The 21,097-nt window shown below is 26.3% G+C and carries 28 protein-coding genes and 1 tRNA gene; 11 read left to right on the top strand and 18 right to left on the bottom strand.

From position 1 onward, the window contains the following. Positions 1-145: 145 nt before the first annotated feature. The 3 genes from MRZ80_RS00660 (at position 146) to MRZ80_RS00650 (ending at position 1,434) form a co-directional block, all read left to right on the top strand. Positions 146-682 carry a hypothetical protein gene (locus MRZ80_RS00660; protein WP_292535194.1) on the top strand — a complete coding sequence of 179 codons (537 nt, stop codon included), beginning with the start codon at positions 146-148 and terminating at the stop codon, positions 680-682. 142 nt (positions 683-824) lie between these two features. Further along, positions 825-1,211, top strand: coding sequence for a hypothetical protein (locus MRZ80_RS00655; protein ID WP_292535192.1), 387 nt, complete (start codon positions 825-827; stop codon positions 1,209-1,211). Positions 1,212-1,305: 94 nt separating this feature from the next. Continuing rightward, entirely contained in the window at positions 1,306-1,434 is a 129-nt protein-coding gene (locus tag MRZ80_RS00650; protein ID WP_292535190.1) for a hypothetical protein, read from the top strand. 17 nt (positions 1,435-1,451) lie between these two features. Here MRZ80_RS00650 and MRZ80_RS00645 read toward each other — a convergent pair. The 13 genes from MRZ80_RS00645 to MRZ80_RS00585 all read right to left on the bottom strand — a co-directional run bounded on the left by MRZ80_RS00645 (position 1,452) and on the right by MRZ80_RS00585 (position 10,814). Further along, positions 1,452-1,524: transfer RNA gene (locus MRZ80_RS00645), tRNA-Asn, on the bottom strand. Positions 1,525-1,647: 123 nt separating this feature from the next. Next, positions 1,648-2,118 (bottom strand): hypothetical protein, encoded by a 471-nt coding sequence (locus MRZ80_RS00640; protein ID WP_292535188.1) that lies wholly within the window; start codon positions 2,116-2,118, stop codon positions 1,648-1,650. Between the two features lie 687 nt (positions 2,119-2,805). Continuing rightward, positions 2,806-3,528: a hypothetical protein gene (locus tag MRZ80_RS00635; protein ID WP_292535187.1), complete on the bottom strand. Its 723-nt coding sequence runs from the start codon at positions 3,526-3,528 to the stop codon at positions 2,806-2,808. Between the two features lie 116 nt (positions 3,529-3,644). Continuing rightward, positions 3,645-4,307, bottom strand: coding sequence for a queuosine precursor transporter (locus MRZ80_RS00630; RefSeq protein WP_292535185.1), 663 nt, complete (start codon positions 4,305-4,307; stop codon positions 3,645-3,647). A gap of 25 nt (positions 4,308-4,332) precedes the next feature. Then, a complete protein-coding gene (locus MRZ80_RS00625) occupies positions 4,333-4,953 on the bottom strand; it encodes a queuosine precursor transporter (RefSeq protein ID WP_292535183.1) in 621 nt (206 codons plus the stop codon). Positions 4,954-5,225: 272 nt separating this feature from the next. Beyond that, positions 5,226-5,864 (bottom strand): queuosine precursor transporter, encoded by a 639-nt coding sequence (locus tag MRZ80_RS00620; protein ID WP_292535182.1) that lies wholly within the window; start codon positions 5,862-5,864, stop codon positions 5,226-5,228. Between the two features lie 93 nt (positions 5,865-5,957). Next, entirely contained in the window at positions 5,958-6,581 is a 624-nt protein-coding gene (locus tag MRZ80_RS00615) for a queuosine precursor transporter (protein ID WP_292535181.1), read from the bottom strand. Positions 6,582-6,814: 233 nt separating this feature from the next. Further along, positions 6,815-7,444, bottom strand: coding sequence for a queuosine precursor transporter (locus MRZ80_RS00610; RefSeq protein WP_292535180.1), 630 nt, complete (start codon positions 7,442-7,444; stop codon positions 6,815-6,817). A gap of 380 nt (positions 7,445-7,824) precedes the next feature. Further along, the gene (locus MRZ80_RS00605; RefSeq protein ID WP_292535178.1) at positions 7,825-8,397 is read right to left on the bottom strand and encodes a queuosine precursor transporter; all 573 of its coding nucleotides are present in this window, start codon (positions 8,395-8,397) and stop codon (positions 7,825-7,827) included. 255 nt (positions 8,398-8,652) lie between these two features. Next, entirely contained in the window at positions 8,653-8,973 is a 321-nt protein-coding gene (locus tag MRZ80_RS00600) for a VUT family protein (RefSeq protein ID WP_292535175.1), read from the bottom strand. A gap of 5 nt (positions 8,974-8,978) precedes the next feature. Next, a complete protein-coding gene (locus MRZ80_RS00595) occupies positions 8,979-9,284 on the bottom strand; it encodes a VUT family protein (protein ID WP_292535174.1) in 306 nt (101 codons plus the stop codon). A gap of 103 nt (positions 9,285-9,387) precedes the next feature. Beyond that, positions 9,388-10,035, bottom strand: a complete 648-nt coding sequence (locus MRZ80_RS00590) for a queuosine precursor transporter (RefSeq protein ID WP_292535172.1) — start codon at positions 10,033-10,035, stop codon at positions 9,388-9,390. Positions 10,036-10,214: 179 nt separating this feature from the next. Continuing rightward, positions 10,215-10,814, bottom strand: a complete 600-nt coding sequence (locus tag MRZ80_RS00585; RefSeq protein ID WP_292535219.1) for a queuosine precursor transporter — start codon at positions 10,812-10,814, stop codon at positions 10,215-10,217. Between the two features lie 209 nt (positions 10,815-11,023). Between MRZ80_RS00585 and MRZ80_RS00580 the strand changes: the two genes are divergently transcribed. Then, complete coding sequence (locus tag MRZ80_RS00580; protein WP_292535171.1) at positions 11,024-11,341, top strand: hypothetical protein; 318 nt, start codon at positions 11,024-11,026, stop codon at positions 11,339-11,341. A 38-nt stretch (positions 11,342-11,379) separates the two neighbouring features. Here the strand turns inward: MRZ80_RS00580 and MRZ80_RS00575 are convergent, their stop codons facing one another. After that, complete coding sequence (locus tag MRZ80_RS00575; protein WP_292535169.1) at positions 11,380-11,766, bottom strand: hypothetical protein; 387 nt, start codon at positions 11,764-11,766, stop codon at positions 11,380-11,382. 144 nt (positions 11,767-11,910) lie between these two features. Between MRZ80_RS00575 and MRZ80_RS00570 the strand changes: the two genes are divergently transcribed. The 5 genes from MRZ80_RS00570 to MRZ80_RS00550 all read left to right on the top strand — a co-directional run bounded on the left by MRZ80_RS00570 (position 11,911) and on the right by MRZ80_RS00550 (position 16,146). After that, positions 11,911-12,243, top strand: a complete 333-nt coding sequence (locus tag MRZ80_RS00570; protein WP_292535167.1) for a hypothetical protein — start codon at positions 11,911-11,913, stop codon at positions 12,241-12,243. 186 nt (positions 12,244-12,429) lie between these two features. Beyond that, positions 12,430-12,681: a hypothetical protein gene (locus MRZ80_RS00565; protein WP_292535166.1), complete on the top strand. Its 252-nt coding sequence runs from the start codon at positions 12,430-12,432 to the stop codon at positions 12,679-12,681. A gap of 685 nt (positions 12,682-13,366) precedes the next feature. Continuing rightward, a complete protein-coding gene (locus MRZ80_RS00560) occupies positions 13,367-13,792 on the top strand; it encodes a hypothetical protein (protein ID WP_292535165.1) in 426 nt (141 codons plus the stop codon). A gap of 170 nt (positions 13,793-13,962) precedes the next feature. Continuing rightward, a complete protein-coding gene (locus MRZ80_RS00555; RefSeq protein WP_292535163.1) occupies positions 13,963-14,412 on the top strand; it encodes a DUF5518 domain-containing protein in 450 nt (149 codons plus the stop codon). 228 nt (positions 14,413-14,640) lie between these two features. Continuing rightward, positions 14,641-16,146, top strand: a complete 1,506-nt coding sequence (locus MRZ80_RS00550; protein ID WP_292535162.1) for a TrkH family potassium uptake protein — start codon at positions 14,641-14,643, stop codon at positions 16,144-16,146. 264 nt (positions 16,147-16,410) lie between these two features. Here the strand turns inward: MRZ80_RS00550 and MRZ80_RS00545 are convergent, their stop codons facing one another. Further along, positions 16,411-17,115: a metal-dependent hydrolase gene (locus tag MRZ80_RS00545; RefSeq protein WP_292535160.1), complete on the bottom strand. Its 705-nt coding sequence runs from the start codon at positions 17,113-17,115 to the stop codon at positions 16,411-16,413. Positions 17,116-17,166: 51 nt separating this feature from the next. Continuing rightward, positions 17,167-18,300 carry a UDP-N-acetylglucosamine--N-acetylmuramyl-(pentapeptide) pyrophosphoryl-undecaprenol N-acetylglucosamine transferase gene (locus tag MRZ80_RS00540; protein WP_292535158.1) on the bottom strand — a complete coding sequence of 378 codons (1,134 nt, stop codon included), beginning with the start codon at positions 18,298-18,300 and terminating at the stop codon, positions 17,167-17,169. Between the two features lie 192 nt (positions 18,301-18,492). Between MRZ80_RS00540 and MRZ80_RS00535 the strand changes: the two genes are divergently transcribed. Together MRZ80_RS00535 and MRZ80_RS00530 are read left to right on the top strand one after the other, a co-directional pair. Continuing rightward, the gene (locus MRZ80_RS00535) at positions 18,493-18,684 is read left to right on the top strand and encodes a class III signal peptide-containing protein (protein ID WP_292535156.1); all 192 of its coding nucleotides are present in this window, start codon (positions 18,493-18,495) and stop codon (positions 18,682-18,684) included. After that, positions 18,681-18,860, top strand: coding sequence for a hypothetical protein (locus tag MRZ80_RS00530; RefSeq protein ID WP_292535154.1), 180 nt, complete (start codon positions 18,681-18,683; stop codon positions 18,858-18,860). Before MRZ80_RS00535 ends, MRZ80_RS00530 begins: the two co-directional genes overlap by 4 nt. Before the next feature lie 59 nt (positions 18,861-18,919). Here the strand turns inward: MRZ80_RS00530 and MRZ80_RS00525 are convergent, their stop codons facing one another. Both MRZ80_RS00525 and MRZ80_RS00520 read right to left on the bottom strand, forming a co-directional pair. After that, positions 18,920-19,384, bottom strand: coding sequence for a phosphopantetheine adenylyltransferase (locus MRZ80_RS00525; protein ID WP_292535153.1), 465 nt, complete (start codon positions 19,382-19,384; stop codon positions 18,920-18,922). A gap of 141 nt (positions 19,385-19,525) precedes the next feature. Continuing rightward, entirely contained in the window at positions 19,526-21,082 is a 1,557-nt protein-coding gene (locus MRZ80_RS00520; RefSeq protein WP_292535151.1) for a radical SAM protein, read from the bottom strand. Positions 21,083-21,097 lie beyond the last annotated feature (15 nt).

The raw sequence follows: 21,097 nt of genomic DNA, 5'->3' as shown, positions 1-21,097 counted from the left end.
TTAACAAAACATCCACCAAAAAAATAGTAAATGTAGAATAACTAAATACAAAGATACATGTCAGATGTAATAAATGATGGTACAACATCAACAATTATCTCAATGGTAATGGATGAAAATGAAAACATCATAGAAGATGGAAAAGTTGCATATAAAAATCAATGAAAAAACAGTGGGAATTGCACGCATTAAAAATGGAGTAGCACAACTACTACTTGATACAAGCAAATACTCACTAAAAGATTATATAATCAAAGCCATCTATGGTGGAAATGAAATTAATGCAAAAGCTAATGCAACATCAACACTAACAATCATAAAATATGACACAGAAGTTAAAGTAGATGATGTAGTTGTAAATAATGGTGCAAATGCAACACTTACAGTAATGAAAACAACACTAAAAATACAACTAGAAAATAATAAACTAGTGCGTTCTGAAGATTTAAAATTAAATATTAAAATAGTAGATGACAATAACAATAATGTCATAGGAACAACAGCTATTGCTGTGAAACTTAATGGAAGGACAATGACAACATGCAATATAATAGATGGAATGGCAGAAATAGCATTTAACTTTGATGAATACAGAAATAGTAACTATAATCTTACAATTGTTGCAGGTGCAAATAAGTTATATAACAGTGCATCTATGACAAGTGTACTTACTATAGTATAACCACCACACATAACTTCCACTCTTTCTTTTTTTTAGGATAAAATTATTTATAATAAAAATTATAGATTTTCTATTAATTAAAGAGTATTTTATATTGCTTTTGTTTTATTTTAAAATTTGAATAAAGGGAGTTTTTTTTACTATGACATATAAAGATATGAAAGTTACAGAGATTATGGATGATAGTCAATATCCTCTTGCTGAAACTTTTAGGCGTGTTATTGAAAGAATTGATGCAAAGACAAGTAATATTAAAAAAGTAGTACGTGATGATGCTGTTGCATATTCTAATCGTGATATTGAATTTGCAAAGATAGTACCACAAGAGGAGTATGTGGATCTTATTGTTGAAGTTCCATATGATAGAATTATTGATTTATCACATAAGTGTGATGTTGTTGAAAGATTTGCTGGATTTTATGATGCTGATATTGTTTCATACAAAATCCGTATAAATACAGAGATCCAGTATGGTCTTAGCTTATTTGATCAGACATATACTTATATTAAAAGATTAAAACTTGACTAGAAAATTCTATTTAAGTTTTCCCCCCCATCTCCTTCCTATATGTAAAAGATTAAGATTAATTTTTTAAATTTATATAAAATGAGTTGATTTGTTTATGAATAAGGTTAATGAACTTGTAAATAAGATTAAAGATTCAGAACTTGAAAAAGAGAAAGCTATGCCTAAAAAGCCTAAAGAAAGTAAGAAATCATTAAATAAGAAATTTAGAAAAAGATTTTTATAAAAAAAGTATTATAGTAGCGCCGTCGACAGGACTTGAACCTGTGACCAATCGGTTAACAGCCGAACGCTCTACCTACTGAGCCACGACGGCATTATACTTCTATATAATACTATTGTTCTCTTAGTATATAAAGGTTTCTATTTTACTTTATAAAAAATAAAAAAATAAAAATAATTAAAAAAAAGTAGTAAAAGAGAATTTATAAATTCTCACCTAAAATGAATGATAATATCCAGAACCACGTGTACCCACAAAGTATCCAGAACTTGATTTTTTAGAATTTTTAATTTTATATGATTCATCTACTGCTGCTGATCTTTCATCAAGGTCGTGTTGTTTTTCATAGTATTCTGCTTTTTGCATTTCATAGTCATCAAAGTATAATTTATCATCAGCTGTTAGTTCATCATCACCAATACTAAGTCTTCTTAAATTTGATCCATTTCTAAATTTTATCATAAATGCATTATAATCACAGTAATTTCTTTTATAATCATAACCTGAATTATCTGCTGTTATGAAAAGTGAATCATTTAATTTAAAAGATTTCTTTGTTAATTTTGCAATTCCCCGTACATCTGAAGGATCTAAATTATATGTTTTATTATCTATTTCATTTCTAACACTTGCACCAAGTAGTCCTAAATCTCCCTTGTATGTTGTTGTATTTTCATCTGAATACATAAATACTATTTCTTTTGGTTTTAATTCAACATTTTCTATTCTTTCTGATGCTGATATGCATGATGTAAATAGTAGTGTTATAAATATTGAAAGTAGTAGTAATGCTATCTTTTTTTTGTTGTGTCAACTTAATCACCCTTATATTCTTGTTTTTTTTTGGTAATTATGTTTAATATATTTAATAATTTAGTATAAATAGTATAGTATTTGCTTTTTTTAGAGAAAATGGTTTGATTAAATTTAGTTATTATATAGAATTAGTTTTTCTGTAAAAGTTTTCATAAAAAAGTGATAGTTTTTGGAGGGGGATGATAGTATTTATTTAAAAAAATGTTTTAATATGATGTATTTATAAGTATTTTAACATCATTTTTCTTAAGAAGTCTTTTCTCATTACCATGTTTTTGCACCCTTTGTTATATTTTTTTTAAGTCCAGTCATACTCCTGAACATGTTTCTTATTTATTATTATATATAGCATTATATTTATATTTTTAAAATAGGTTTAGCTAAACAATGTTTAAAATATCCCAGTATAGATAGAGAGTTTGTAAAATTATTACCATAATGTAGATGCATGATTGAATATTTATTAAAATTAGCTATTTTCAGAGGTATTTTATTTAAAAAAATATAATTTATTTATTAAAAAAAGATGTAAAATGGAGGTTAGGGTGTTTATTTGTCTTATTTCATCCAACCGTCAACTACAAATTTATAATCACGACTTTCATGTGATAATTTTACTTTGTTTTGTTCTACATCGATTATGTCACGGTTTTTATTTACTACCATGTATGCTGGTGTCATGTTTATATCGAGGTTGTATGATGAATAGTCTTTATATCCTTCACTTTCAAGTAGGTGTATAAATGATAATGCTCGATCTTTAAATTTAAATGTTTTTCTTTGAAGTTTTTCTCCTGGTTTTATGTATTCTACTGTTACTTTACTTCCTACCTGAGATGAGAATTTGTTTATGTTTCGTTCTTTTTTAAATTTTGATTCACGATTTTTAATATTTAAAATATTTTCTTTTATATTACTTAGACTGTATTTTACTTTTGTATATGTTGTTTTAAATGCTGTTGTAAATCTGTTTATGTAGTATGATATTGTTGTGGCTGTCTTTTTCATATCTATTTTATCTATTATATACCAGATTTTTGATAGTATAAATGATGGACATTTCATTGATTTATCTTCTTTAATTATCATAGATAGTGCATCTAAAATAAAGACAACAAACAATAAACGTCTAAATATTCCAAGGGTAAATAGATTTAATACCATTGATAGTATTGACCATTGGAAGATAAATGATATAATATAGATATACTTAAACATTTTCATTGAATTCTGGTTATACTGGTTGAATTGATTTGTGAAATTATTAAAATTATCTCGCATATTAATCAAAAACTTTCTTTTGTATTTAAAAAAATTTCTAAATAATAAATATAGAAACAATTAGTATTTAAAAGTAATTATAATTAAAAAAAAGAGGAAATAGGTGGAAAAAATTTTTATATTATTTCACCACTAAAATCATCATACTTTGCCCATCTTAGTATTGGCTTAATAAATGGCTTTGCAATGAAAATCCACAACATATTAAATATCCAGTAAATTACAATCATATTAATTATTGTTAAAATTTCAATTTCTCCAATATATGCTGTTGCTATAAAACATATAATATCAACAAATATACCCACAGCAATAGGAATTAATGACCTAAATGATGAATTAATATTATCTTTTTGTGATAAAATAGCAGTTAGGTGTGCATTTATAAGATTTCCAATGAAATATCCAACACATCCTGCAATAAAAAGTCTTGGTGTATGACCAAATATATAAGCAAGACTTTCATCAGCTATAACATCAATATTACCTGGAAGAAATATTACAAGTGTTGTAAAAAATACAAATATAATATTTGCAGCCATACCAATAAGCAATGTTCTTTGTGCAACTCTCTCACCATATATTTCTGTAATAACATTTGTAATAATAAATACAAGAGGATAAATAAGAATTCCTGCAGGAATTGTAATATTAAACAAATGAAGATCAATAATCTTTACAACCAATACATTTGCTGTTATAAATGCAACAGTAAAAATTACAGAAAGAAAAATATACTTTGCTATATGTGACATTTTAAAATAACTTGATAGTATCATTCCCTCAATCAACTCCATAATAATCTTAGTTTATCCATCTTATTGTTGGCTTAATAAGTGGATTTATGATACATATTACTATAACATTAAATATCCAGTAAGTAATAATCATACTTATTATTGCAACAAGACTAACTTCCCCAATATATCCAAGGCTTATAAATATTAATATATCAATAAATAGTCCTATTGATATTGTAAATATACTTCTATATCTTGGTCTTATTTTACTAAATTTAGTATGCATTACTGTTGTAAGTGATGCATTTGCAAAGCTTCCTGCCAGGTATGCTATACGTCCTGCAATGAAGAGTCTTGGTGTTTTTCCAAAGATAAATGCTAGTTGTGGATCATGAATATTACTTCCTGCTGTTGGTAGAAATAGCATAGTTAGTGTTAATAATACAAAGATTATATTTGCAAACAATCCCATGATAATAACTCTTTTTGCTGCATGCTCCCCATATACCTGTGTTATTATATTACTTAGCAGATATACAAGTGGATACATCAGTATTCCTGCTGGAATAAACAGGTTATAATATCCTAGATCTATAAATTTTACTGTTAAAATATTTGATATGCAAAGTGACATACAAAATATTACAATTATTACTACTTTTTTATCATCATCAGTTATTTCCATATTTAAGATTATAAAATCCTCCAAAAAATTACTTTAAATTATTAAATTAAGATTATTGTTAAATTTATAGTATTAATTATTTAAAATATAATTTAAATCCCATATTTTATAATTTAACTTATGTTTTAACTTATATATTAAATATGAATTTTTCAACTTTTTAATCTTATTATTTATTATATTTAAAATAATTAGATAAAATAAGTTTTCATTTAAAAAAAAATAAGAAAAAAAGAGTTTTAATTTAGAAGATTAATCTTCCATATTCTTAATTAGCTTTTAGCCCATTTTATTGCCCTGAGTGTGAAAGGTTCTGCAATAATAAGCCATACTATGTTAAATAACCAATAATTTATAAGAAGTCCTAATGAAAATGGCATAAGACCAATACTTGAAATAGCAAGATATAATAAATCATCAATAAGTAAACCTATTGCTATTGCAAAGAAGTTTTTATATTTAAATTTATTATTACTTCGTGAAATATTTCCTGTAAGCTTTATTGTTATAAGATTTCCTATAATATATGCAATAAGTGATCCTACAACAATAGAATCAATCTTTTGAAATACATAATTAAGACTTACATCTCCTTTGTAAAATCCAGGAGATGGAACATATAGAAGTAATGTTGTCATAAATACAAACAATACAACAGTGATAATACCCAGTATTAATGTCTTTTGTGCTGTTTTTTCACCATAAACTGTTGTGATAATACTTATTAGTACATAAGTTAATGGATATATAATAACACTTGCTGGTGCTACAAGATTTGCAATGTTAATATCAACAAGTTTTATTGTAAGTATATTTGCAATTGTTAATGATATACAAAATAATATTGTGATAATTAAACGTTTTTCAATATATGAAACTTCAACATTATCTTTTAGTTTATCTAAGACCATGTTTATAATCCTCCTTTTTTTATATAAAATTTCTTTAATTTAAATTTAATTTTTTGAATAATACTTAAAATTAATAGTTTTTCTTCTAAATTTTTAGGATTTTATCCACTTTTTAAACCATCCAATAACAGGTGTAAGAATTGCCGTCCATATAATATAGAATACTGAATTTACAATAACTATTGAAAGTATTCTATCTGGTAGTAATACTCCAATATATGCAATTAATATGAAAATAATTGTATCTACTATTAATCCCACATCTATTGCTACTATATTTTTAAGTATTGATTTTGATTTAATATATCGTCTTTTCACATGTAATGTCATGGCAACTGTTATAAAATTTCCTAGTATAAATGCAACACTAGCAGCCAGTAAAGGTCTTGGCATGGTATTAAATGCTCCTGTTATATCTACATTACCAATTGCAGGTGATGGAAGAAATACAACTAATATAATCATTATAAGAAATAGAATGTAACTTCCAAGACCAAAGATAATGTTTCTCTGAGCATCTTTTTTAGAGTATACATCTGCCATTATACTTGAAATTATATGAACAATTGGATAGATTATTAATCCTGCATGGATTCTAAGATCAAATAACTGTAGATCAATAACTTTGATTGTGATAATATTTGCCATAATTAATGCTATTGAAAAGATTACTCCCGTAAGAATTCTTTTTTCAGTATAGTCAAGTTTTAATTCCAAAAATAATACACCTCCACTACTTTATTTATTTTATTAAAATTAAGTTAAATTAAAAATTAATAAAAAAATTTATTTCAATTTTTAAATTAATATAATTATTATATTTAGTAAAATAAGATAAAATAAGTTTTTATTTTAGAAACTAAAAAAAAATAATAAAAAAAAGAATAATTAGTCCTAAAACTAACTACAAAATGATTTTAACTATTTAAAATACAATTTATAGATAAATTCTAGGATTTTGCCCACTTGAGTGTCCAACTAACAAGAGGCTTTGCAATAATAACCCATACAACATTAATAATCCAGTAATTAAACACCATATATGCAATAGTGGCAATAGGTATTATTCCAATATATGACACTCCAATAAATACAATAATATCAACAAGAATACCAATTGATATTGCAAATAAATTCTTAAGTGATGAATCAGAACCACCACTACGTGCTACAAGAATCGATGTAAGACGAGCATTTACAAGATTACCTGAAAAGTAACCTGCAATACCTGCAACAAAAAACCGGGGTGCTGCACCAAATACAAAACGTAGGTGTTCATCTCCTATATACCCTGATGGTGGTGGAAGATATGCAACAAGCATCACCATAAGAAGAAAGAAAAGATTTGCAAAGATACCCATAATAAGAGTTCTCTGTGCAACCCTCTCACCATAGGCTTCTGTCATCACACTAGTTAAGACAAACACCAATGGATAGATAAGAATACCTGCTGGAATCATAAGATGTATAAATTCAAGATTAATAAGTTTTATTGTAATAATATTTGCAGTGATAAAAGATATACAAAAAATTGTACCAATAACAATACGCTTTTCAACTGCAGATAATTTAAAATTCAAAATAAATAATCAAACCTCCATTAAAAAGATTAATTAAATTTAAAAATATTTACTAATATTATGTTATTGAAAAGATTGCTCTTCTAAGAATTCTTTTTTCAGCAAAAACTAGTTTTAATTCCAAAAATAATACACCTCCACTACTTTATTTATTTTATTAAAATTAAGTTAAATTAAAAATTAATAAAAATAATTTATTTCAATTTTTAACTTAATATACTTATTATATTTAGTTAAATAAGATAAATAAGTTTTTATTTTAGAAAATAAAAGATAATAATTAAAAAAATAAGAAAAGAATAATAAAAATAGAATAATTTGTTATAAAACAAACTATCAATTAATTTAAAGAGTTAAAATTCATAATTTCGAAATAGATTCTAGGACTTAGCCCATCTGAGTGTCCAACTAACAAGTGGTTTTGCAATAATAATCCATACAATATTAATAATCCAGTAATTAAACACCATATATGCAATAGTACCAACTGGAATAATACCAATATATGACACTCCAATAAATACAATAATATCAACAAGAATACCAACAGCTATTGCAAATAAATTCTTAAGTGATGAATCAGAACCACCACTACGTTGTGCAACAATTGCTGTAAGATGTGCATTTACAAGGTTTCCTGCAAAGTAACCTGCAATTCCTGCAACAAAAAATCTGGGTGCTGCACCAAATACAAAACGCAGATGTTTATCTCCCATATATCCTGGTGGTGATGGAAGATATGCAACAAGCATCACCGTAAAAAGAAAGAAAAGATTAAAACAAATACCAATAATAAGAGTTCTTTGTGCAACACGCTCACCATAGGCTTCTGTCATAACACTAGTTAGGACAAATACAAGTGGATAGATAAGAATTCCTGCTGGAATCATAAGATGTATAAATTCAAGATTAATAAGCTTTGTTGTAATAATATTTGCAGTGGTAAATGCCATACAAAAGATTGTACCAATAACAATACGCTTTTCAACTGCAGATAACTTAAAATTCCAAATAACTAATCAAACCTCCAAATAAAAAGTTAATTAAATCAAAAAAAAATAATAATATTTATTTCCATAAAAAAAAAGTTAAAAAATCCATAATTAGTTTAACTTAATTGATATATCTATAAAGATAAGATAATAAAAATTTAGTAAAAAAAAGAAAAAAAATATGTAGAAAAAAATATAACTTCACTTCCTTTTTTTCTATTCTGTTTTTGCCCACCTGAGAGTCCATCCAATAAATGGCTTTGCAATTAAAACCCATAAAACATTAAGAATCCAGTAATTAAATGTCATAGAAAATATCACAATAAATGAAAGCTTTCCAAGATATGCCATAGTCATAAAGACCATTAAATCAACAAAAATACCTACTGTTATAGGAAATAAGTTTTTTAACTCAGAATCAGGATTACTACTACGACGAGCAACAAATGCTGTAATATGAGCATTTACAATATTTCCTGCAAAATATCCAACACATCCTGAGAAGAAAAATCTTGGAGCCTGACCAAATACATACATAAGACTTAAATCACAGTATAATACGATGGTGATGGAAGATAAAGTATGATTGTAGTCATCACTATAAAAAATAGATTTGCAATAATTCCAATTATCAATGTTCTATGTGCAATATCCTTACCATATACTTCTGTAATAACACTTGTAATAACAAATACAAGAGGATAGATAAGAACACCTGCTGGAAATATAAGACCTAATGCTTTTATTTCAATAAGTTTTTCTGTTATTAGATTTGCTGTCATAAAGGCAATACAGAAAATTGTACTTAGTATTATTCTTTTTTCAGATTTTGTAATATTTAAATTCAATTTTTTAATCCATCCCTAAAAATTTTACTTTAAAATAAATTTATAAAAAAAAGAAGAAGAGAATCTTTATTCTCTCATAAAAAAAGGTAAGAAAATGTAGAATCTATGCTGTTGCTTCTACATTTGTGTCATCTTTTGCCCATTTAAGAACTTTAAGTGTGAATGGTTCTGCAATAGAAATCCAAATTAAACTTAATACCCAGTGGCTGAATATCATAATTGCAATTTCCATAACTGGAACTTCTCCAATAAATGCAAGACCAATAAATATAATGTTATCTACAAGTTCACCCATTGCTACTGCAAACATGTTTTTAAGTGCATGATTTGAGTCATTACGATTTACAATAGTTGTAAGACGTGCATTTACAAGGTTACCAATAAGATAACTGATATATGATGCAACAAGTATTTTAGGTGTTTGTGTAAATACAAATGCTAAACTTGAATCACCAGCATAATTTGCAGGTGAAGGAAGAACAAGCAGTAATGTTGTCATAAACACAAAAAGTACATCAGCTGCAATACCAAGAATTAAAGTTCTGCGTGCTGCATCCTCACCATATGCTTCTGTAATAACATTTGTTAGAACATAAACAAGAGGATAAATAAGAACACCAGCAGGAACTACAAGACCAAGTATGTGAAGATCAATAATTTTTACTGTAATAAGATTTGCAATTGTAAATGACATACAGAAAAATACAGTAATAATCAATCTTTTCTCAGTAGGTGTAATATTTAAATCCATATGTTTTTTCCTCCCTTAAAATTAATTAGATAAAAAATAAAGCTAAATTAAAAAAAGTAGGTAGTTAACAACTCATTTTTAAAATAATAAAAGCTCTACTTATTATTTATATTAAAATATAGTAATAAATTTTATGGAATAAAAATAAACAAAAAAAAGAAGGAGGAGATATAATTTAATTATTCTACTTTATCAGATGATACCCAATTTAGGAGTCTTGGAATAAAAGGCTGTGCTATAACAATCCATATAAGAGTTAATATCCAGTGTGTAAAGATCATAACTATAATTTCAGAAAATGAAACTTCAAAGATAAATGCAAGTGTAATAAACATTATATTATCAAGAAGCTCACCAATTGCTATTGCAAGCATATTTCTAAGTGTAGCATTTGAACATCCATTTTTTAATTTAACTGTAAGATGTGCATTTACAATATTTCCTATAAGATAGCTGATATATGATGCAACAAGTATACGTGGAGTTTTCATAAATACAAATGCTAAAGCACTATCACCTGTGTAATTTGCAGGTGAAGGAAGAATAAGTAATAATGATGTCATACATACAAAAAGTACATCAGCTAAAATTCCAAGTACTAGTGTTCTTTGTGCTGCATCCTCACCATATGCTTGTGTAATAACATTTGTAAGAACATAGATGAGAGGATATATAATTGCTGCAGCTGGAGTTATAAGATTAAATACTCCAAGATCTACTATTTTTACAGTTATTAGATTTGAAATTGTAAATGACATACAGAAAAATACTGTTAGAATAATTCTTTTCTCAGTTTGTGTAATATTATTTAAAATTAATACTCATCTCCTCTAATTTATTTATTTTTGGGTTTAAGTTTTCTTTTTTTTTAATGTAAAGATTTATTTAATATATTTGTTAAAAATAAGATAAAAATTGATGTAAAATTATTTAATATATAAACTATTTATCTATAAAATAAGAGACAATAAAAAGGAAAAATAAGATAATGAAAACAATAAATAAAACACGAGATAATAGCAGGGAAATAGAATCATTATATGAACAAAGAAAAGTAGAATGTGAACAGACACATCTTATATCTGATTCTATTGAATATCATATCAACTATTTCCCAAAACAGGAAAGATATCATGTTACAATATTTGATTTTAAATGTAATGATATGCTTAGTGATATTTACTACTTTAAACTTTCAAATTCAACACTCAGGTATTTTAACTTAGTTGAAGGTGATGTATTTAGTGATAGTTTTGGAAATACATTTAAGTGTAAAAAGCATGTAGTTAAATTTAATTGTATATAATTTAACATATGCCTTCCACCCCTTTTTTTTGGAAATTTTTAATCTTTTTTTAGAATATCTTCATATTGTGGATATTTTTTGAGAAATTCCAGTACTTCATTGTCCATGTATTCATACCAGTCTTTGTGTTGTAAGTCTCGTGAAAATCTTTTAAGCTTTTGTATATTTCTTTGTCTTTGTTTTTCATCAAGTATACTTTTATGTTCATCTGTAACTTCAGGTAGATTAACTGCTTTGAAAATATCATCTTTTGATGCTACATTTAAATCCTCAAATAGAAGTGGTAGTAAATCACCATTTTCATATACAAGTGGTATAATTTCCTCAATTACTTCTGATAATTTAACATAGTCTAGTTTTACCTTATTTTCATAGATGTTGTTATCATTCATATATTCTAGTTTATCATAATCCCAATTAATCAAAAATATCATCCTACTAAATTTTATTAATAATCAAGTAAAATTTTTATAATTAATAAATAATAACTCTTATGACAATAAAAGATGAGTTTTATATATATTTTATTTCACTGTTTTTATATACTCATACTTATAAAAATATCAACTATGAGAAATAGAAAAATAATTCTAGTTGGTGTAGCAGCCATACTTGTACTATTACTTGTTATTAGCAATGGTGGACTTAACTTCAACTTTGCAGATAACAATACAACAAATGATAGTGCAAATAATAGTAGCATAAATGCAACACATAACGATACAAACAATACAAACACACAAATAGCAGATCAAAGCAAAGATAACAACAATAAACAACAAGATACACCAAAAGAAAGCAAAAAAGATGACAAAAAATCAAGCAATGACAAACAATCAAGTAGTAGTTCAAGTGACAATGCTAAATCATCAAGTAGTAATGATAACCAAGCGAATAATTAAAAATTATTTTTTTTGATATAAAACCTTTTTTTTTATTTTTTTATTTTTTTTTATTCTAATTTTTAAAATTCAATTATTAAACTCTATTTTCAATAAAAATATATTTTTTTTAACTAATATTATATTACCTACAAAAACATTATATTTTAATTAATACTAAATTAAACAAGAAATATGGAGAATATTATGAAGAAAATACGTATAATTCAAATCATCATTGTTATTATACTTATATTAGTAGTTCTTTTAAGTAGAGGTTTTTTTGGAGCAAATAACAATAACAACACAACAACAGATCATTTAAATAATACTACAAATTCAAATGCTGATAATGATCAACTAACAGATCAAAATGATAATGACACAAACAATAATAATGATGGATCAAAATCAGGATCACATAACAAACATAAACATAGACACAGACACAGACACTAAAAAAAAATTTATATGTAAAAAAAAGTATTGAATATATGTACTAAAAAAATACTAATTTTAATAGAGTTATATGGTAAAATAAGTTTTTTAATACCTTTTTTATTGTTTTTTTTTTCAATATAATTCTTTTTTTTACTAAAAAAATTACTGAAATAATACTTTATTACATGGATAGTAAAATTTTTTATTTTAAAAACTAATGTAAAAAAAGGGTAATTTGAAGTAGAAAAATATTTTACATTAGAATATATGTTAAATTTCCTCTTTTTTATAACATAGTTGTGTTTTTTAATGTTTTCATAAAAAATTTCTTCTTTTTTCTTTAATAGTTGCTATAAAAGTAACATATTTTAGTTATAATTCATGAAATATGATGATTTTTCTTTAAAGTAATATATGAAAAAATCATGAAATACTTAAAAATAAAACTCCTAAATATTTAATTATTTTAACAAAATAAGATCAAATTTTACGAATTTATGAAAATACAGCCCTTTAAATACTATTAAGTTAAAATTAAGAATAGAATTTAAAAAAATATAACTTTAAACTAATTATTTAACAAATTTTACTAGAATCGGTAGTATGAAAATAAGGTTTTATTTTATTAAATTCAAACAAAAAAAAAGGAGGGATATTATAATGAAAATAAATGTAATAATGAAAATAAATGGTGGTATACAAAATGCCTTCAAAAATAAATATTCTAATAGACAATTTATCAAAGTATAATATAGAACATCTGGAATATATCTTCATAGATGAATTTATATTTAATAAATATAACAACAATCTATTTAAAGATAAAATTATAATTACAAATACTAACAATACACTTCAGATGATTGAACTTGAAAACAGTGAAATAGTATCAAAAACAAGGTTAACATGTATTCCAGAAGTTGATATGGTAATTATTAACGATACAATAAGATCAATTAAAAGGACAAAAAATCTAGTTGATAAACATACAATAATTTCAAAAATTACAGAAGATGACATAATCTATATTGAAGATAAACATAAAAAAATTAGAATTATCATAACAAAAGATGATGCAATTCTAATTGAGGGTGAGTCATTAGATGCTAAAATTACATTATTAAAATAATAATTAAACTTTAAATTATTTCCCACTATTTTTTTTATTTTATTTTTATCTAACCATAGATAACTATTTCATTTATATATAAAATACTACTTTTTATTATCCTTCTACTAAGTTTTAATAATAAAAAATATTATAATCTTTAGAAAATAAAAATAATACTTAGATTAACTATGATAAAACTAGACTATATTAATCTTGACTATCTTACGTCAATTATAATAGGTTTATTTATTGGAAGTTTTATCTTATTTATTGGAAGAATTATGGGATATCCTCTAAGTGCTGTGATACTTGCCATTATTATGGCACCACTTGTTGCAGCATTTTTATATAATCCATCAGATAAGAAGAATGTAAAACACAGAGCTCTTAGATGTACAACATCAAGTATGATTTTATGTTTTATTTTCAGTATATTTCTCGTATCATACTACATTCCAAAGTTCAGCTCACTTTTAATGATGACAAATGATGTGTCATTTGCAATGTCAATTATAATTGTACTACTTTTTACAATAATTGGTGGAGTAGTACTTGGAAGTCTTGGTGGAAGTATAGGAAGAACAATACGAGATGTTGTTTCTGTAGTATTATATGAAAAAGATAAAATAAAAAAATAATCTTATAAATAAACTAAAAAAAAATATCTTCCCTTTCTTTTTTTTAAAATTTTCCCATTTTTTTAATTATTATAAATTTAAATAATACAATTAACATATGAAATTATGTAAATAATATTATAATATTAATAATATTTTTCGGGATTTTTTTATTTTTTTTATTTAAATAAGAGTATTATTATTTATTGTATGGATTAAAACTAAAAACACAAAAAAAGGCGGGTAATAATGAATTCGTTTTTTATAAACAAATTAAAAGCAAGTGAAATTAAGGCTATTGCCCATTTTACTGGAATTATATGTATTATCCTTGGATTATTTCTATTATTACCTGTAGGATGTGCTATTATTTATAATGATAGCATAAGGTATCTTTACTCATTTATAGCATCAGCTATCATATCACTTGTTCCTGGTTTGATATTGTATTATAGCTACAAAGACTATAAAAAGACACAACTTTCACTTAAGGGAGATTTAATTTTTGTATTTGGTATATGGGGTGTTGCAGCACTACTTGCAGGACTTCCATACTACTTTTCAGGTACTCTTGGTGTAATTGATTCATTCTTCCAGGCAATGTCTGGTATTACAACAACAGGATTTTCATTTATACCAGCATCAAGAACACCATATTCTCTTGCACTTTGGCAAGCATTAACACAATGGCTTGGTGGACTTGGTTTCATTATATTTATACTAGTACTTGTTCCAACAACAGGAAAATTAAATCAGCTCTACACAGCAGAAGGTAGAACAGAGCAGATGACACCAAATATACGTCATACATCTATCATATTTATAAAGTTATATCTGCTAATTTCAGCTATTGGTGTGGCATTATATATAATGGTTGGTCTTGACTTATTTGATTCACTCTGTTATATGATGGCAGCTATTGCAACTGGAGGATTTTCAATATATCCTGACAGTGTTGGAGGATTTAGTTCACTTCCTGTGCAGATTGTAACAATAATACAGATGTTACTTGGAAGTACAAACTTTATACTTATATACAGATTAATAAAAGGAAATTTCAAGGCATTTTATAAGGATTCTGAAACAAAGACAATGTTTGCATTAATTGCTACTGCTACAATTCTTATAACATTATCACATCTTTCAAGTCATACATATGGCTCTGATGTATTTATAACACTCAGACATGCACTTTTCCAGGTTATCTCTGTAATGTCAAGTACTGGATTTACATCAACAGATATTAATATGTGGTCACCATTTTGTTATCATATACTGATAATTGTAATGTTTTGTGGAGGAGGAATATGTTCTACAGCTGGGGGAATTAAGCTTTATAACATATATTTACTTCTTAAAAGTGTATGGTGGGAAGGTCAGACAATCTTTTTACCTAAAAATTCAGTGAATGTAAAAAAAGTACAACATGATGGTCGTAATATTGAATTGTCATATACAGAAATTAGGCCAATTATAATGTATATTATAGCCTATCTGTTGATATTTGTTGTAAGTGCAACTATAATTCTGGTATTTTGTAATGATATACAAGTTGCTTATGCTCTTTCTGCATCTGCTATTGGTAATATTGGTGTTGGACCTGAATATATTAATGTTGGAGCACCAGCTGTTGTTAAACTTGTAATGATTCTTGAATTCTGGATTGGAAGAATAGGTGTATGGCCAATACTACTTGTTGTGGTATATGAGATAAATAAATTAAATTCAGTTATTTCAAAAAGAAATAGTAATTAGATGATAAATTATACAAATCACCACCCCACTAAAAACTTTATTTTTTTTATTTTTTTTATTATTAATTTTAATTAATTTTAGATACAATATTTATCAATATTTAATCAATATCATAGATTATATCAAAGTATAAATTCATTTAAATACATATCATAACTATTTTTATTAAAAATTAAAAACTACAGCTACATGTACTTAAATTATTATTTGAAAAAATAAAGAATTAAAAAAAAAGAAGAGGAAGATTAGGAAAAAAAAATATTTTTATTCTTCAGAGTATGTTTCTCCAGGATCAAGAATTACAGTATATGTACCTGCAGCTTTTTCTGAAACCATATCAGCAAACAATTCAGGATCTTGTGCTATTGCATCGAATGTATTATAATGCATAGGAATTACAATACGTACATTTAACCATTTAGCTGCAATTGCTGCATCTTCAGGTCCCATTGTAAATCTATCACCAATTGGAAGCAATGCAATGTCAGGTTTGTAAATATCACCAATAACTGTTTTCATATCACCAAAAAGTCCTGTATCTCCTGCAAAGTAGATTTTCTTTCCATTTTCAAGTGTTATTATATATCCTATTGCAGATCCTCCTACTTCTGCATTTTCTGTAAAGTCAAGTGAAGATGTATGTTTTGCATCTACCATTGAAATATTTACAAGATCATTAATTGATACAGTTCCACCAATATTCATTCCTATAGCTTCAAGTCCCTGTTTTTGTATGAAGTTTGCAATTTCATGTGTTCCTATGATAAGTGCTGATGAATTATTTGCAATTTCCATTGCATCACCAAAGTGGTCTGAATGTCCATGTGTTATTAGTATTACATCAGGATTTATTAGCTCTACTGGTGTTAAACATTTTTCATTTCCACTTATAAATGGGTCTATTAATATTTTAAGTCCTTCTTGTGTTGTTATCTGGAATGCTGAATGTCCATAATATTTAATATCCATAATAAATCACCTAATATTTTATATTATAATTATTTTTTTCATTATTTTGTTTTATATGTTGTTTTCTTCTATTATTTTTAATGTATTTTGACAGCCATCATATTTCATAAATTCTTTGTGTTGTTTTTCATCTACTTTTATTGTATCTAGTTTTTTTAGTGTTTCATTTATTGTTGTTTTTAGTTGATCTTTATTATTTATATCTAGTGTTTGTGTTATATTATATGGCTTTATTCTTTCTATATTTTTTTGTTGTTCTATATGATTTTTTAGTGGTATTAGTATGTTGGGTTTTGCTATTGATATTAATTCCATTGTTGTTGTGTGTCCTGCAAGTGCAACTGTTAAATCAGAAAGTTTCATCCATTCAACTAAGTTGTATGTAAACTGTTTTATTATAACATTATTACTCCTAACTTTACATTTAAATTCATCAGGATTTATTTCAAAACCAGTGAACATGTAAATATAATCAACATCAAGTGTGTGGGCTATATCACACATATTTTCTATTAATATTTTACCAAAATCACTTCCACCAATTGTTACAACAATAACTTTAGCATCAACACCAACACCATATTTACGACGTAAATCATCTTTTGTGAGTGTTTCATCATGATATATGAGTGATCCTATAAAATGTGTTTTATCTTCAAGTTTCCTGGGTACATCAACAGATCCTGGAATGTCAGGTATTAGTATTGCATCTGCTAGTTTTGAAATTCCCAGGATTAGTTTTTTAATAAATTTTTCAAGGTATTTTATGTATCTTTTATCTGTTGAATTTGAAAATCCAAATTCCAGGTCATTTGTTATAATATAGCATGGCTTTTTTAGTATTTTTGAAACAAATACAGCTCCATAGTCTGAATCTGTAATAATAATGTCAGGGTTTGTTTTTTTAATTATCTTATATTCTTCAATTAAGGATTTTATAAAGGTAAATGGTATGTCTTTTGATTTTGATACTGTTTTTTCAATATCAATTTCCCCATCTTCTCCTTGGAAGTTCATTGCAGGAATTGGATATACTTCTTCATTGTTTTTATGTATGAAATGCAAGCCTGCATTATAGCTTGCAAATATTGTTTCATGTCCATGTTTTTTTAGAATCTTTGATAGTGTAAGACTTCTTGATGCATGTCCTATTCCTACCCCACATGTTATTATTAGTATCTTCATTGACTATTTTTCCTTGAAATTATTGTTTTAATATTATTATATTTTTGTTTTTTATTTACTAAATAGATTTTATTTATATACTAAAAAAATAAGTAATACTTTTATGTGGATTTTAAGCTAAATTGTAATACTTTATATAAAAAGTAATACTAAATATAATATTAGTAATACAAAATAGGAGGTGTAAAAAAGATGAACATAATAAAAGATCAAAAAGGACAATCAGCAGCAGAATACATACTACTATTTGGAGGAGTAATAATAATAGCATTAGTAGCACTACAAATATATTCAAACTACTTCAGCCAATCACAAAACTTCACAGCAAAAGAAGATGCACAACAAATACGAAACAACCTAACAAACAAAACAACAACACCATGAAAATAATAAAAGACCAAAAAGCACAAATAAGCATAGAAGTAATACTAATAGTTACAACAGTACTTATTATAATACTAGTAGTTGCAAACTTCACAATAAACTACTACACAACAATAGCAACAAATACAAAAACAATACTAAATACAACACACAATTCAATCATAAATAAAATATAAAAAAAAAGTAATAGTAGATAAAAAAAGGGAATTAAAAAAAAAGAAGATAAAAAAAAATCCTAGTCTGATATAATAACACCATCTTGTGTAATTTCACCTTTACGAATACGAGTAGATGAAATAGGAATATTATCATCAGCTAAAACCCATTTAATAACAACAATATCAAGTAACTTAAGACCATTTTCATGACGAATCTTATTAATATAAACAGCAGATTCCTCAGTCTCCTCACTTACAACAATAGCATCAAGATTTGCATCAATATCAGCAGTACCCATAGCATCATTAATTTCAATAATAGTATAATTATTATCATAATCTTTGATAGCTTCTTTTACATTTTTAATTCTTTTTTCACAACACTCAACATTATGTGACTTTCTTGATGCAAATGCATCAGATGAAACGCCTATTAAGACATTTTCTGCCATGTCAAAAGCTGTTTTAATTAACTGTTCATGTCCCTTGTGAAACTTATCAAAAGTTCCACCAACTGCAATCTTATTGTAAGTATAATCCATATAATAATCCTCAAATTTTACATAATTATTTTTCCTAAATATAATATCTCTTTTTAATATAATAAAAAAACTATCCCTAAAAAAAGTGTAAAAATTAATAAAAAAAATAAAAAAATTAGAAAAAGAAAAAGAAAATTCCCATTAGCATGCACCACAACCATAGCATTTATCCTCCTCACACCATGGAGTAATCTGGGAATTTAACATCTTATCATATTCACGTCTTAAATACTTATCTGTAATTCCAACATCTATTTCATGCCATGGAAGCTTACCATTATCTTTAGCTTTCACCTCATTAATCTTAGATGCAAGCTTATACCAATCCTTAAATTTAAGCTGATCTCCTATTTTAAGAATCTTATTCATCTCAGCACCACCATTTGATAGAACATACTGCATTGTAGCTTTCCTGAGTGACTCCTTCTTATATCTATATTTTAGACGTGATGAATATCTTTTATATTTTTCAAAAATATCATCATAATCAAAGCCCATATACTGCAGTGGAGTATGAGGCTTTGGAATAAGAGGATTAACACTAGTTTTAATAGTATTATATCTGACACCACGACCTACAATATTACGAAGGAAATTAACAAGATCCATAACATCCTCTGTTGTCTCACCAGGAGTACCTAAAAGAAGATACATCTTCACCTTAAATTTAAGATCAATAGCACGATCAACAGTTGAAATAATTTCCTCATCACTCATTGGCTTATTAAGCTTTAATCTCTGAGACATAGTAGTTTCAGGTGCAATGGTAATAGTTTTAAGACCATTACTTTTTAGTATTTCAAGAAGCTCATCAGATACTGATTCCACACGAAGAGAAGGTGTAACAACATTAAATCCTTCCTCAGAAAGATTCCATACAAGATCCTCAATACGACTATAATCACTTACAGCCTCACCAAGAAGTGCTACTCTATTTTGTCCCGTTGCATGACGACACTTAAGTGCTGTGTCAATGAGTGTATCCATGTCAACTTCACGACGTGGCCTGTACATACATCCACTCATACAAAAACGACATCCACGACTACATCCACGTGATACTTCAAGAAGAAATGTATCACTACCAAATGCTGGTGTGAATTTATCATTGTCTGTTTTTGTTACAATCTGATATATTGGCCTCCATGCATCCTTCATTGATTTTATCTGCTGTTTTTTTGCAGGATAGCCTGGCTTATATACACCAGGAATGTCAAGAAGATCAAAAATATCAGCCCTTGGATCGTTTGTATCACTACATACATCGATCACATTATCAAGGACAACTTCTGCATCACCTACTATGAATATGTCAACAAATTCAGAGATAGGAAGTGGATTTGATGTAGCACATGGTCCACCTGCAATTACAAGTGGATCTTTAGCTCTTCTATTTTTTGATTCTAGAGGAATATTACTTCGCTTTAACATGTCAATCATGTTAAGATAGTCTTCTTCAAATTGTAGTGTGAAACTTACAATGTCAAATTCTGATAAGTTTGATCTTGTCTCAATACTTTTTGTCTGTGGATATATTACACGTTCACAATAGATATCCTCACGTGCATTAAGAAAGTCATATATTATCTGATATCCCATTGATGACATTGCAACACGATATACATTTGGATAACATGATGCAAAGCGTGTTATTACCTTTCTTGGATTTTTAATAACAGTATTATATTCTTCTATCAAAAATTAAATCCTCCA

Origin of the sequence: Methanosphaera sp., assembly GCF_022768985.1 — an archaeon.
In the GTDB taxonomy this organism is placed as follows: Archaea; Methanobacteriota; Methanobacteria; order Methanobacteriales; family Methanobacteriaceae; genus Methanosphaera.
Note: the sequence above shows the minus strand (reverse complement) of the source record. Positions and strands in the feature narration are given on the sequence as shown.